Source organism: Flavonifractor sp. An112 (genome assembly GCF_002161085.1).
Lineage (GTDB): Bacteria > Bacillota > Clostridia > Oscillospirales > Oscillospiraceae > Flavonifractor > Flavonifractor avicola.
Map to the genome: position 1 here is coordinate 1 of NZ_NFLU01000026.1, position 14,852 is coordinate 14,852.

Consider the following 14,852-nt stretch of genomic DNA (forward strand, 5'->3'; position numbering starts at 1 on the left):
GTCGGGGGGCTCCTGGGCGGGAGGGGGATTCATACTCAGTTCCATTGCCTCCATGTGCCAGTCCAGATAATCGCAGAGTATGGAGAAGATACGGTTGAGGCTGCGCTGTACCGTGACCAGAAGGCCCAGGTCCAGCTGACTGTCCTCAATGATGTAGATGCACCCGTCCTCCAGCTCCGTCCCGTTTTCACCCTGAAGGCTGTAGGTGGTGGGAGCGGCAGCTTCACCGGGCATGACTGCAGCGATGTAGGGCTGATTTTCCGCGAAGAGGGTGCGGAAGATCTCGTTGAAGAGGAGCGCCACCGTGCCGCAGATCTCCTTGGTCAGCATACCATCCCGGTCCGGCAGGGTAATCCGCAGCAGCTGCTTGGCCTGATAGACCCGGTTGGGCACGCCGTTGATAGAGACCACGCTTCCCCCGGCGAAGTTGTTGTATTGATCCAGCTTCCAGTAGGCCGGGGTTTCCACCCGAATGTCAGCGTACTGCCGGACGATGTGCATCCCGGCAATGTCCATCTGGTCGCCCATGGCCTCGGAATCCACCACGTTGGAGAGGTAGTAATTCCGGATCTGGCGGTAAGCGGGACGGCCGGTGATGTGGTCGGCGGCGCGGCGTACCAGCACCTGACCGGCGCTGGTGACCCGGAGCATTTCATAATACTTACCGCCGAAGGTGAAGAACTGGCCGGGCAGGTACTTTTGGAACACATGGCCCCGCAGCTCCGCGCCCAGGTAGTGCTTCTCGCCCTTTTCGTCCTCGGCGATGTAGCCGGCGTTGCGGAGATCGCCCAGCACGATGGAGATAAACTTGGGATCTGTGATGGAGTACAGCAATTCCATCCGGCCCTGCTCCAGGGAGTATTTCTTTTTGACCTGCAGGGTATCGATCCCAAAGACGGTTTCAGCCTCTCCGTGGGAGAAGACCAGACATTCGTTGCCAGCTTTGTCAGTGCGGCTGATACCGCGGCTGCCGCAGTACAGGCAGATGTTATGCCACAGGCTGCCGGGCAGTTCTCCCTGGTCCATGTCTCCCAGCATCAGCTCCTGCTGGATGTCCGCCTCTTTAACCGGCCCGGTGCTCATCCGCAGGCAGAGCCGCAGGATGATATTGCGCTGGGTGGAGGCATAGTCGGCCACCATATAGGGGATGGCCTTGGGATCGGCGTTGAAAATGCCGTCGTTCTCCAGCATATAGTCCTTGAGCAAATACTCCGGCGAGATGATGTTGACAAAGCCCTGGTTGCGGGCCCGGGTGGAGAAGAGCCGCTTCATCTCGAACATATTGTTCCCCTCATCCTCTACGGTGAGGAAGTGGTTCTCCCGGATCCGGGCGTTCCACAGGTTGGGGGTGGTCTGGAAGTATTCGTCCATGGCCTCCTGGGAGGTGGGCAGCTCCGCATAGTGCAGCAGATCATAGTAGTACTGCTTGGCGATCCAGTGGATATCCACCACCGGGAAGCTGTCGCCGCCATACCACTCGGTTACAGGCACCTGGTTTTTCAGCGCGGCGAAGGACAGCTCGGTGCCTACGCCCAGATAGCGGGAGAGGTTGGGCAGCAGGCGGTGCTGCAAGTGGTCGCCGTCTCCGTCCCAGCACATATAGGAGGAGACCCCCTTGTGGTGCTCTGTGGCGGACACCTCGGTGAAGCTGGACAGCAGGATATGGGACAGGGCATCTACCAGGCCGTCGCAGTTTTTATCGGTGGAGCAGAAGGTGATCTGCTTTCCGTCCTGGCGGCAGCGGCGCATGATGGAGTTCAGACCGATCTGGGCAGTGGTCACCAGCTTGGAGGGTTCCACCACCACCACGAACTCCACGTCCTGGAAGAAGGCGTCGTTGGCCTCATGGAGAGCCAGGTCGTGGACGCTGGAGCGGCTGATGATGCCCACATCCAGCGCCTGGGGGGCGTCGGAGAGCACGCCGATGTTCCACATACCCGGAATGTTGGAGATGGAGGCCAAACCTTCCTGGCACCAGGCAATGATGTCGTCCTCCACAGAGTGGCGGCCCAAAATAATGAGCACCTTCTTGCGGCGGAGCATGACCCGGTTCATGGGGTAGAACACATAGGGGATAAGATCGTAGTAGAAGGGATTGTTGAACAGAATACTGTGCTCCTGCAGCAGCTCCAGACCGGAGGCCAGGTAGTTGTGGTCCAGCTGAAGGCCGCTGTGCATCTTCTTCCGCATAAAGCGGCCGTAGGCCTCCACCTTGGGATCATCGCTCTGCTCCAGCTGCTGGAGCAGGGCGTCGTTGGTCCGGGCTGCCAGCAGACCGGAGTCCACCGTGGTATTTTCCGCCCCCAGCTTGTCTCCAAACAGCTTGGAGAGCACCTTCCGGAGCAGGACATAGTTGGTGACGCTGTTGGCATGGTCCGCCTCACCGGTGAGATAGCTGGTCAGCTCCTGGCGGTCCAGTCCATCCGCGAAGAAGTAGATCTCGCCCACAATCAGCAGGCCGAACACGGGATAGAAGGGGACAGAGAGCAGGTCGTTGCGATAGAGCTCGCAGGAGAAGAGCACCAGTGCGGCGGACAGGGCCATGGCGGCATAGTACATGGTTTTCAGATAGGTGCGGGCCTGGCCGAAGTGGCTGCGGACATACCAGAAGGAACTCTCCTCGTCTTGCTCGTAGAAGAACTCCGCGCACAGGTCGTGGAGACTACCGCCGGATTTGAAGACCACCTGGAAGATGGAGATCAGAATCCGTTTCAGCAGGATGTGGACCAACAGGATCAGGGTATTGCCCACAAAGAGCAGAATATAGGCGGGGTCCACCGTGTCCAGCAGGTGGGCCAGGGCCGCACCCATATTTTGCAGCAGTTCGCCCAGCCAACTTAAGGCGCCGTCCATGGCCTGGGTAAGCTCCGTGCCGGCGCTGGTCAGGAATCCGGCCAGCAGTTCCATCAGTGTCAGGATCCATTGGCTAATCCACCCCAGGAAGATGATAAGCAGGACGCAATATACCAATGTCACTACCGGCATGGGGAACTGCCGGTCCCGGACAGCCCGTTTCAGGTTGGCCTTTTTATTCAGAAGGGCCAGCAGGAGGAAGGGAAGCAGTACCAGCAGAAGCCATGCCAGCCGAATGATGGTCTCAATCATACAGCTCCTCCCTTCTGATGGTGATGCGATTGATAAAGTCCACCGGCACCTGGATGGTGCTGCCGGGCTGGAGGAACTCGATCTGACGGCGCATACCCTCGGTGTAGGGCACGGGATAGGAGAAATCCACCGTCCGGGTAAAGTCATAGGTATATGCGCCCACCTGCTCCGCCTCGCCGACGGTCCAGCTGTCCACGTATACGCCGAACACTTCCCGCAGCTCCTCCCGGATCCGCCGGATGTCCGTCATGTGCTTTTTCAGGACACGGACCTTCTGACTGTCCGGATCGCCGCTTTGGTTGCGGAAATTCAGGACCTGGAAGCCCCGCATCATGTTGCAGGCGTGGCTGAGATAGTGGGAGTACTGGGCCGTGGAGTGGTCCAGATCCATAGAGATCCGGCCCATCAGATCGTTGTAGTCCCGAAAACGCTTCCGGAGTGCGCTCCGCAGGCAGAACAGGCAGATCACGCCCACCACCACCAGGGCAGCGGCGGCGCCGCCCATGAGGATGAGGGTCCAGAAGCGGCTCTCATCCTCAGAGAAATTGGACAGCAGCAGGGGCAGAAAGCCCAGCAGATATAGGACCAGCACAGTCAGACCCAGCGCAACGGTGGTTCCCTTGGTCATACGGGTCTCGATCTTGCGGTGGATGGCCTTGCTGTGTTCCTCCATCTCCCCCTCATATTTGTCCATGTGGAAAAAATCAGGGGTGTCGGTGGTCACCATGTTCAGTTCCTCTTCGTGGGTGTATTCCTGAACATCTTCCACCTGAAATTCATTCAGGTTCCAGGCCCGGTCCAGATCCACCTGGTTGAGCCTGCGCAGGTCGGTCACCGCGCTCTTCAGGGCCCGCCGGGGCTGCTTGAGCAGCCGCTGCAGGGTGCGCCGGGAGGTCATATAGGTGCCGGTCCATTTGCTGTCCTCGTCCTCCGGGCAGTCAGTGGCCAGGCCCAGCTCCTCCGGCTTGGAATAGAGGTCGGTGCGGTCGATCTCCTGGGAGAACAGCACCGGCACGTTGATGTTGGCGCAGAAGATCTGCTTGGCGTCCCGGTCACTGAGCCGGGCCTTTTCCGTGGACTGGATCTGCTGGATGTGCTGGGTCAGCAGATCGCTGGTGTTGGCCAGCTTGGCATCGTACTGAGCCAGCAGCATCCGAAGGGCCTGTTCGTTGTTTTCACAGCCCAGGCGAAAGACCCGATTGGGCTTGAGGGCACCGGAGGGGGTCTCATTGCAGGAGAAGATCAGCAGGACGTACAGGAACTTGATGTACTCAAACCCGTAATCCCGGTGCTCCTTGGGCAGAATGTCAAAGAACAGGTAGCGCATTTTGTCAAAGTACAGGTTCCAGTCGTAGAACCTGGAATACTGGATGTCCTCGTTGGGCGTCCAGGCGGTGGTGATATCGCTTTCCTGAGGACAGTAGGTGCGTTTTGCGATACAGATTACTTCCTGTGGCCGGGAAAAATTCAGCTTTTCCTCTCCGATGATCTGCTGGCGCAGTTCCTGCTTGCGGATGCTCTCGGCGAGATACTCGGCAAATTCAGGGTCGTCGGAGGCGTTGTTTTTTCCCCGGGTCACCAGGGGACTTTCGCACAGGTGGGTCATAAGACGGGTCAGCGGCTGCCGGGCGGCCTGTTCAAAGGCCTGGAATTTGGCCTGACGGAGCCGATCCAGATAGGTGTGCTGCGGCGCGTCCTCCTCCGGCCCGCCGGGGTCGTAGGGGGGCATCTGGAAGGGAACGATATCAAAGGGGTTTTTATGGTCCAACCCCTGCTCGTCACACACCACAACGGCGCGCCACTCCTGATGTCCGGCCACACACTGGGCCAGTTTGGGAACGGAGTCGGCCAGCGTGGTCTCTTCCGGAAACCAGGGACAGAGCGACAGACGCGTCTCGTCGATAAACGGCTGGAGGAATACACGGCACTTTTTGATGTTGTCGATGTGCTCCTGTTCCGCGATCACGACTGTGAACAAATCCTCTCACCTCCGTTTACCAAGCTTTTGTTCAGTCGGTGTCACGCAAAAGCTGTCAACGGAGGCGGGCTCTCATTTCTTCCAGAGCCTGCTCATAGTCGTCGGGCTCGGGAGCGGTGGAGAAGCTGGCCCGCACCCGACGGTAGATGATGTCGATCACCGGATTCTCCGACACCTTGCCGCCCCGGTTCAGGGTCTCATACTGCTCAAAGTTGTTTACCATGAGCATGAACTGCTTCTTCAGCAGGTCGCAGAGCAGGAACTTGGCGTCGTTGGGGTTCTCCCACTGAGCCAGCTCGTCCTTGAAGGTCTGGATGACCGCATTGACCAAGCCGGAGATCTCATTGACAAAGCGCAGGCTGCTGGGCAGGGAGTTGTAGTAGGCGATGGGGATCTCAAAGAGGCTGGTCTCCCCATCGTGGAGAATGTCCAGATGGAACTCCGCCAGGTCCTTGGCAAAGGTGGTGCCGGCGTAGTTGGAGTTGCGCACCTTGTCCCGGGCCCGCTTCTTCTCCTTGATCTTCTCCATATCCTCCACCACAGCGGGGCTGATGTACAGAGAGTCCAGGATCTCGTAGAACTCATCGCACAGGGTGCCGTTGGAGACGATCATATCCACATAGCGCTCGTCGGAGTTTTCGTACTTGTAAACCTTCTTGCCGCCGGCGGCGGTGGAGATGAAGCGATAGGTGATGACTTTGTGGATCAGACCATAGATCAGCGCCTGGTGGATCTTCATCATCTGCCGCTCCTGGAAGCCAAAGTCCAGCTCGGGCATGGCGGACAGGGAGTCCCAACGCTTGTCGATGTGGGTGGAGATGAGGGAGTTCTTGGTGGAGTCGGGGCCGATATTCCGGGAATAGGTCACATAGGCGTTGTGGTACAGTCCCGCGTTCTTCACGCCGGTCTCCGACTCGCTGTAGCAGGAGAACTTGCTCAGCTTATCGGGGGTCAGGTTGTACAGGGCGTTGAAGAAGTGCAGCTCATAGCGGGAGATGGTGTCCACCGCCGAGCCCTTGGGCAGCAGGTCGGTGATGCGGTAGGCCCGCATATCCAGCAGGGACTTGTTGTAGGCGCTGAGCTTGACCTCGCGGGCCTCCTCGTTGCGCAGACGCTGGATGCTGGGGGCTGCCAGACGCTCGCCCATGGCGATGACCTCGCAGATATGGCGGACGTTGTCCTCGTTGGTTACCTTGTCGATGAGCTTTTTGCTGCTGTCCTGCATCTCCTCACGCATTTTCAGGCGGGACAGAAGCCGGTTCTCCAGAGCGATGGCCTCGATGATGTTCACGTCGATGGCGTCGCACCGGCGGCGTACATCCTTCTTGAAGTAGCCCAGCAGGATGTCGTCAAAAATATCGATGCTCCGGTCGTTCTCCACGATGTCGGCGTTGCGGATCTCCCGCTCAAAGGACACGTTGGACTTGACGGCGTCGAAGATCTGGGCGTTGAGCTCGGACTCCAGCATGGAGCCCTCCTCGCTCTGGTGGGCGGTGGAGCGTACCAGCTCATTGAGCAGGTCACGGGTGGCGCACACGTTGTAGGTGGAGTCGCCCTTGCGGAATTTCAGAGCATCCACCATATCGTCCTGCTTGCGCTCCAGGGCCTGCACCTTATCGCCGAAGGAGAAGAAGAAGCTCTCATACATCTTGCACAGGTCGTCCAGGTACTCCGAACCGAAGGTATAGGCCTCCAGCTTGGCGGTGCACTCGCCGAATTCCCGGATGTGCTTGTGATAGTCGGGGAAGAGCTCGTTGAGTTTCTCATAGAACTTGTTGTCTCCGCCGGAGAACAGGGGGATGGCCTTGCGCTTGTCGGGGTCCTGCTCCGCCGAGCACAGATCGTCCAGGTTGGCCTCCACCCGCTTGGTCTTTTCGTGATCGAACATACCGGTGTCGTAGGCGTCGGGGGCGTACAGCTCCAGCCGGGGCAGAATCACATTGTGCAGGGTGGAGGTGGTGGTGCGCACCCGCTTGTCCATCTCAATCTTGGCCTGGTAGAGCATATAGCGGGCGGCGTTGGGGTGACACACTTCGCCGAAGGCGTTCTTCAGCAGGAACTCCAGAGTGCAGGGGCGCTTTTCGTTGATGGTCTTGTTCTCGTTCATGAACAGGGCCTCGGCGGCGTTGGCGGCCACCTTCTTGGCCCGGGAGCGCAGCATGGCCTCATAGTTGCGCAGCTTGTCCTTGTTCTCCACCGCGTGGCCCCGGTTATTTTCGTCTTCATAGTCGATCTCGGTGGCCAGGGCATTGGCGGCGTCCCGGGTGGCCCGGATGGCGGAGTCGGTGGACAGGGAGGCGATCATCTCCTCATCCACGGCCTTAAAGAAGTTTTTGATCCGCTTGTCCGCATCGCTGAGGAAACGGGCGTTCAGATCCTTGGAGAAATTGTCGGTGGCGGTACGCAGCTTGCCGGTATATACCTCGCCGCGGGTGGGAATCTCGCTCTGGGACAGGCCCTTCTTGATGGCGTCCTGCTTGGCCACATCATAGGCGTGGTCATACTTGGACCACTTGGCCACGTCGCCTTCGCCGCCGATGCTGTCCATGGCCCAGCCGTAGGCGATGTAGTCGGCAATATCCTCATAGGGGTAACGGATCACGCCGGCGCCGATGCCGCCGAAGCGGTTGCGGCCCAGGTTGCCGGGGTTGGACATCTCCTTGATGATATTGTCCTCCACGGAAAAGGCGTTGGCCTGCATGGGGCCGATGTTCTGCTCATAGAGGGCCTGGGCGGCCTGGGCCTTATACTGCTCCAGGTTTGCCATGGTGGTATCCTCGGCGTTCTGGCCGTCCATCAGGAAGCAGAAGTCGAAGGGCAGCAGGGACAGGCGCTTGAGCTCATTGGTGCCGGGATTGGCAAAATCAATGTGCAGATCCTTATAGCGGCTGAGATCGCTGTCGCCCACGTCCATAAAGCCGGAGCCCTTCATCATGAAGGCGTTGATCTCCTTGATGGTGGCGTAGGCGTTGCGGCGCTGGCTCTCCCGCTCGGCGGTGGAGTCGATGACGCTGTCCAGAGTCTCGGGCAGCAGGATCACAGAGCGCACGATTAGCGAGGTGTTGGGATATTTGGTGTTGACATAATCCCGGACGATCATGGACAGCGGCAGGATGATGCCCGAGCCAGTGCCGCCGGAGGCGGTGGAGGCAATGACAATACGCATGGCCTGCTTGAGGGCCTTGCCGTCCTTGCGGAACAGGTCGTCAATGGCGTCATACAGCGGTTTCAGCTTGCCGGTCTTGATGGTGGCGTTGAGGGCCAGACGGGAGATGGCACGCACCTGACCGGCGCCCTCGGAAACCGTCTTGTCGTACATGACGGCGTTCTTGGGGAACCAGTTTTTCAGAGCGTCCTGATCGTAGTCCAGGTAGTCACCCACGGTCTGGGTGTTGGAGGTCTGGACATAGTAGATATGGGCGCTGCTTTTGGCAATGTCGGACAGGTCGTTGACGTTGGTGTCCAGACAGACAAAATTGATGTTTTCCTTCTCGCCGGGGCGGCACATCTCGGCCACCCGTTTGACGATGTTGCAGCCGGTGCCGCCAACACCGATAAACAAGGTGGGCGCAGCTACGACGTTTTCCTTGATGATCTCTTTGCTCATGTCATTCCCTCCTGATGATCTGGTATCATACTCCTCGCTGCTGGAATGGATGTTTTACGATGAGATGGGTGCTCATTTGAACTGGAGCTGGACCGACAGGGTAAAGGATTCGCCGGTGATGGTCTCACCGATGAAGGTGCAGGTAGGTTTGCCGCCGATCTCGAAGTTTGTGGCAGCCGACGGGCTGGGGATCTGCTTGCCGTCCAGCACCCAGATGATCTCGTTACCTTCCTCCGACTTGACCAGAGTATGGGTGCCGATGGAAAGGGAGGTAAGGGCGGCGGTATTGGAAGGGGAGATAGTCGTGACCAGCGCCCGGCGGCGGTTGGATTTGACCCGCCGGGGGGTGACGGCCTGCAGCTGAAGGGCAAAGCCGCCCTTTACCAGCGGTGAGCCGGAGTAGGCCGGGGTGGAAACCTGAATGGAACCCCGCTTTTTTCCGCCGCCGGAGTAGTTGCATTTGGCTGCGCCCTGAACCATTTCGCCGTCTACGGTGAATACGGTTTGGGCGCTGTTGACGGTGATTTTCTTGGGCAGGATCTTGCGGCTGAGGTAGAAGAGGATCAGGGCGATGATCAGCAGAATGATCAGGGCGATGATCAGGTAGCGCAGCCACAGGGGATAAGTGCTCAGCTCCACCTGCTTGGTGCCCTCTGCCGAGATCTCCCGGCCGATCTGGTCGTTGGTGACGGCGCGGACCCGGAGACCGTACTTGCCGGAGACGGCGTGTTCATCTCCTGCAATATGCAGGGCATAGGCCGACTCTCCCGGCAGGGGTTCCTGGGTTACGGTCAGCCCGTCTGCCTCCACGATGAGGGTGGTGGCGGCCAGCTGCTCGTCTGTCATGGGCTGCCCGCTGAGGGACAGTTTCACCAGAATGGGATCGCTGTTCTCCAGGTCGGCGATGACAAAATAGCCGGGGCCCTGAAATTCCATGGCCAGCTGATAGCTGTCATCTTCCAGGGTGAAGTCCCAGGCGGCCTCATTGCTCTGGGCCGTGACGCCGAATTCATCGGTATAGCTGGCGGACAACGTCATGTGGTAATCACCGCAGTCGGTGGCCTCCGCCGAACCGGCATAGCGCAGGTAGAGGGCGCAGTTGTCGCCATCCCGGATCAGCTCGTACCCGGCGTTGCCGCCTTCCAGCGCGGCGTTGAATTTCACCTGCTCCAGAGCAGCCCCGGTAAGCTGTGCTCCTTCATAGTAGACCTGAACCTGACAGGGGGTATCCTCCAGAGTGGAGAGCGCGTAGCTGTCCTGCTTGCCGGACACCTTGAGTTCCAGAGAACCGGCGGGGCGGGGGGTGACCTGGAAGCCACCGGAGGGCCAGCCCAACTGGCTGCTGTCCTTAGTAATGGAGTAGCCGCTGAGGTACGAGACGTGGATCTTGCCGTCCAGCACGTCTCCCTCTTTCAGTTCCAGAGCCACCTGGCCGCTCTTGTCGCTGGTGACGGTCTGCTCCTTGCCGTTGATGGTGTAGGTTACCTCGTAGTTGGTGGTACCCAGAAGGGCAGAGGTGGTCATGTTGCCGGTTTTGTCCACCAGACCGTAGTTGATGTAATAAGTGCCGGGGTAGAGCTCGGAGGAAGAGGTGATGACCGCGCCGCTCTCATCGGTGAGCTGGGCCACCAGATCCACATCGGGCTCGTAGTATACGCTGACGTTGCTTACGTCGCCGGAGTAACTCAAAGAATAGGTTCCGGCCTCCAGAGGCGTGTCATAGATGGCGATATAACCGCTCAGGCTTTTGTCGATGCCGAAGGAGCCGGAGCCGATACCGCTGCCGGCGCCCTTCTCGCTGTAGCGGGGGCTGTATTCCAGGCTGGGGCTGCCTACCGATGCCCCGGAGGCATCCTTTAAAGTCACGCCGCTGATGTTGCTCCCCTGAACGAACAGAATGAGCTTGTTCATGGATACATCAAAGCTGATCTGATTGCCGGAGGCGGTCAGCTTGTCCCGGCCAAAGATCATGTTGCACATATTGGTCAGCTTGCCCAGTACGTCGGCGCTGTTGGCAGCCTTGTCCGCATAATACTGATACTGGCCGTTGCTGGTCACTGTGGGCATGACTGCAACGGAGTCAATTCCCAGATAGAGCACATTGGCCGATTTATTGTACTCGGTGAGCACTTCGGACAGGCGGGCAGAGGTAGCGGACCCCAGACCGGCGCCATTTTCATAGAACTCCGCGCCGTCGGTGAGCACAATGAGCCACTTTTCATCAGCACTGCTGCGCTGCAGTGCCTGATAGGCGTCTCCGATGGTCTCAATCGGGGTATCTCCCGCATGGGGGGTGTACATATCCCGGATGGCGGAGATATCGCTGCCGCCGGATACCGTTACCGGGGACTGGCTGGTGTAGCTCTTCCCGTTGGCGGTGACCTCATACATGGGGAACACCTGGAGCGTATCCCCCTGATTCATCATGGAGGCAAAAACTTCAATGGCATAGGTGGCCCGGCACCAGGCCTTGTTTCCGCTCATGTACATGGAGCCGGAGTTGTCAAATACAATGGCGATGGCGCGGGAGACGGAGTTTTTGGCCGAGCCGGACGCTCCTGCCGTTCCCACTGCGGCAGAAAGCAGAAGAATCATTGCCAGCAGCCCGGATAAGATTCGTTGGACCCAGGCTTTGGGATAAAAGCGCGCAGTTTTCCCCATGGACGTGTCCTCCTCTTATGTTCAGCCCTATATCACACACATAGCAAAGGGTTTTGCATTTCTCTCCAAAATTCCGCATGAAAACCCAAAATTCGACAATAATTATATCTCTTGGAATCATGATGTGTCAAGGAACTAGGTAAATCGTGCATACAAAATTTAAGTAAAATGGCGGACAGCATCGGCGACAGTGGTTGGCTAGCTTCTGGTCGGAGTATGAGCGGAGCATTAAGGGTTGTAGCAGAGGAACGGCTGGTGTATGATAAGAAAGTGTGTGGAAAAGGCAGGCGGAGAGGGCCTGCCTTTCCTGCGGAGCATTGTGTGATGAGGGGGAGGAACAAATGGACAGAAGGTTTCAGATTACGGCCCGGGGCAGTACGGTGCGGCGGGAGATCGTCGGAGGCATTACCACCTTTTTTGCCATGGCCTACATTATTTTTGTCAATCCCAATACGCTGTGTGCCAACGTGGGTACTCAGGCCCAGCCCTTTTTCCCGGCCATGCCGGAGTCCCTCTGGGGACCGGTGCTGGTGGCCACCTGTGTATCGGCGGCCATCGGCTGCTTTCTGACCGGACTGCTGGCCAATTTGCCTTTTGCGCAGGCGCCGGGGATGGGCCTGAACGCCTTTTTTACCTATACGGTATGTCTGGATGTCTGGGAATGGGCTATACCTGGCAGGAGGGACTGGCCATTGTACTGCTCAGCGGACTGCTCTTCCTGGCCTTTACCCTTTCGCCGCTGCGGGGAAAGCTGATTCGTGCCATCCCCGACTTTATGAAGCACGCCATTTCGGCGGGAATCGGATTGTTTATCGCGCTGATCGGACTACTCAATGTAAAGGTGATCACCCTCAGCGGCACGGTGCCCGCACTGCAGCTGTCCACCCTGGTAGACGGACAGCGGGTGTGGAATGTACAGGGGCTGCTGGCGCTGGCAGGGCTGCTGCTTACCGCTGTGCTGATGGCCTTCCGGGTCAAGGGCGCGGTGGTGCTGGGGATTGTAATCACCACTCTGGTCGGCCTGCCATTGGGTGTGACTCAGATTCCCGAGACAGTGACCATGGAACACATTACTTTGGCGCCGGTCCTGTTCCAGATGGATCTGGGCGGTGTGCTGGAGAAAGGGCTTCTGCCGCTGCTGACGGCGGTCATCAGCTTCGCGATTGTGGACTGCTTTGATACCCTGGGGGCGCTGGTGGGCCTGTCTGCCAATGTAGGGCTGAAGGAAGGAACGGAAAAGCGGAGCGAGCGGGCTCTGGTTGCCGACGCTCTGGCTACCTGCTGCGGGGCCTGTGTGGGTACCTCCACAGTTACCACCTTTGCCGAGTCGGCGGCAGGCATTGCGGAAGGCGCACGCACCGGTCTGAGCTCCATAGTGGTAGGAGTCCTGTTCCTGTGCTCGGTGTTTCTGGCGCCGGTGGCTGGGATCATCCCTGCGGCAGCCACGGCCCCTGCCCTGATCATCGTAGGCGTGCTTACCATGCGCAGCGCTGCATCTATTCCATGGGACGATCTGGAATGCGCTGTTCCGGCCTTTCTCACCATCGCGGTTATGCCCTTTGCCTATTCCATTTCTGACGGGATTGCCTTTGGCCTGATCAGCTATTGCCTCATCAAGCTGCTGCGTAGAAAGGGAAGAGAGGTTTCCGCCTTTACCTACGGTATCGCAGTGATCTTTGCGCTGAAATATGTGCTGGCAAATTTGTAAGCCGGGGCGGTGGATTCGTTTTTTCTTGTACATCCAGTTGGGATATGATAAAATAAAGATAAAGATAAAAAGTTGTTTTTATCTGGGAGGTGCGGAATGCCGAAAGTCGCCTACTCTGAGGAGGAACGAAAGCAGATTCGTCAGGCACTGGTCACCACGGGGCTGGAGCTGATGACGAGGCAGGGAATCCAGCACACGACAGTGGAGCAGATCTATACGGCGGTGGGGATTTCCAGGACCTTTTTCTATTCCTTTTTCCCCACCAAGGAGGATCTGATTGTGGAGATGCTCTATCTCCAGCAGCCAAAGCTCATTGCCTATGCCCAAAGTCTGATGGACGATCCTGGGCTGAGCTGGCGGGAGGGTGTCCGGCAGTTCTTATACACCTGCTGCTATGGTGAAAAAAACGGCATCGCGGTGTTGTCTGTGGAGGAGCAGCGGCTGATTTTCCGGAGACTGTCGGAAGAAAGCTATCGGACCTTTCGGGACAAGCAGAGGGCGCTGTTCGGCAGCCTGTTGGAGTGTTTCGGGGTCAAAGCAGACCCGGCCAGAATAGGGCTTTTTACCAACCTGAGTCTGTCTGCCATGATCATTTGCCGGGCCATACCGGAAACGCTGCCCCTCTTTGCCCCGGAAGCGGCCCAGCAGACCATTGCGTTTCAGATCAATGCCATTGTGGACTGCCTGGAGCAATTCAAGCACGAAGCGCCGGCAGACGGTGTGTAACACCTGTCCGTCTGAGCGGAACCATTTGGCCTTCTGTTCAGACGGACTGTTTTATAAGCTTAATAAACACAAAAATATAAAAATATCTTTATTCTGTCAGGCTGACGGCGGAGCCGTCTCAAAATAAAATGTGCAGGAGGAAACAGCTATGGGATTGTTCAGCAAATTGTTCAAGGGACCTGAGGTAGATATGGAGAAGAGCAACGCCAACGCAAAAAAGATGCGGGTGTTGTTTAATCAGGTGGTGGAAAACGGAGATGAATACAAATTGATTTTCGGCTATACCGAGGATGTGAGCCGGTTCAATTATGGCTTTGTCCACGGCAGCAAGACCAAAATCGGAAATCTGATCGTGGGCTGGAACGAGGCTAGTCAGACCATCGTAGTGGTGCCTACCGTACCTGATCTGTCCGGCTGCGGGGACCCCACCTATTACCGCCGCGCTGAGATCCTGAAGGCCTACCGGAACAAGTATCCCACCGACGCCTTTATCATCTATCCGGACAAGAGAAGCTACATCGGGATCAACGCCTACGACTGGCTGGAGGATGAAAGCCTGTACGTCTATGTGACCCAGGAGGAGGAACTGAAGGCCTTTACCGACTTCTTCCTTAACCGCTTTGCCACCAAGTGAGGCGTCCCATGCCCCTGATGGAGATTGGCGCCGTTGTATTGGTGCTTTTGGTTATCGTTATTTTGGGAAATTTGTGGTTTCACTTTGTGGAAGCCATTCTGGAGCGGATCAGGCGGCTGTTTCACCGGAAAAAGGAGCCGCCGGCGTGGCATCCCCTTCCACCAGAGCAGGAGAACCGGGAGGATCGCTGATATCCACAAAAGCCCAATCAATAAAACACCCCCTGACCTGCCCCAGTTCAACGGGCAGGTCAGGGGGTGTTTGTGCAGCGTCAGAATACCGGAATATGAGCCTCCATCATGATGGCTCTCCTCCCTCCAGTTCATCCAGACAATGGAGGCAAAACCATCCCGGACCCGGCTTGCTGGCCGGGGCTGGTACGGAGGGGTGGGGCAAAGGTCAGGAGCAGCAGCCCTTCAGCTGAGGATGGCAG

At 57.9% G+C, this 14,852-nt stretch carries 9 protein-coding genes; 5 read left to right on the plus strand and 4 right to left on the minus strand.

Translation table 11 applies throughout. The features are described from left to right. The 4 genes from B5E56_RS13825 to B5E56_RS13840 form a co-directional block, all read right to left on the minus strand. The coding region (locus B5E56_RS13825) for a hypothetical protein (RefSeq protein ID WP_143383187.1) at positions 1-3,105 on the minus strand (3,105 nt) is incomplete at its 3' end. Continuing rightward, positions 3,098-5,083 (minus strand): hypothetical protein, encoded by a 1,986-nt coding sequence (locus B5E56_RS13830; RefSeq protein ID WP_087187471.1) that lies wholly within the window; start codon positions 5,081-5,083, stop codon positions 3,098-3,100. The genes B5E56_RS13825 and B5E56_RS13830, both read right to left, overlap by 8 nt. 55 nt (positions 5,084-5,138) lie before the next feature. Further along, entirely contained in the window at positions 5,139-8,690 is a 3,552-nt protein-coding gene (locus tag B5E56_RS13835) for a tubulin-like doman-containing protein (RefSeq protein ID WP_087391224.1), read from the minus strand. A 72-nt stretch (positions 8,691-8,762) separates the two neighbouring features. Then, positions 8,763-11,351 (minus strand): vWA domain-containing protein, encoded by a 2,589-nt coding sequence (locus B5E56_RS13840; RefSeq protein WP_087391228.1) that lies wholly within the window; start codon positions 11,349-11,351, stop codon positions 8,763-8,765. A gap of 341 nt (positions 11,352-11,692) precedes the next feature. Between B5E56_RS13840 and B5E56_RS15025 the strand changes: the two genes are divergently transcribed. From B5E56_RS15025 to B5E56_RS13860, 5 genes are all read left to right on the plus strand, one after another. Further along, positions 11,693-12,106, plus strand: a complete 414-nt coding sequence (locus B5E56_RS15025) for a solute carrier family 23 protein (protein WP_275532736.1) — start codon at positions 11,693-11,695, stop codon at positions 12,104-12,106. Beyond that, complete coding sequence (locus B5E56_RS13845) at positions 12,013-13,059, plus strand: NCS2 family permease (protein WP_275532737.1); 1,047 nt, start codon at positions 12,013-12,015, stop codon at positions 13,057-13,059. The genes B5E56_RS15025 and B5E56_RS13845 overlap by 94 nt, the downstream gene beginning before the upstream one ends. A gap of 96 nt (positions 13,060-13,155) precedes the next feature. Next, the gene (locus B5E56_RS13850; protein ID WP_087188728.1) at positions 13,156-13,785 is read left to right on the plus strand and encodes a TetR/AcrR family transcriptional regulator; all 630 of its coding nucleotides are present in this window, start codon (positions 13,156-13,158) and stop codon (positions 13,783-13,785) included. 148 nt (positions 13,786-13,933) lie between these two features. Then, positions 13,934-14,419 carry a hypothetical protein gene (locus B5E56_RS13855; protein WP_087391231.1) on the plus strand — a complete coding sequence of 162 codons (486 nt, stop codon included), beginning with the start codon at positions 13,934-13,936 and terminating at the stop codon, positions 14,417-14,419. Positions 14,420-14,427: 8 nt separating this feature from the next. Beyond that, positions 14,428-14,610 carry a hypothetical protein gene (locus tag B5E56_RS13860; protein ID WP_087391235.1) on the plus strand — a complete coding sequence of 61 codons (183 nt, stop codon included), beginning with the start codon at positions 14,428-14,430 and terminating at the stop codon, positions 14,608-14,610. The last annotated feature ends 242 nt before the right edge of the window (positions 14,611-14,852 follow it).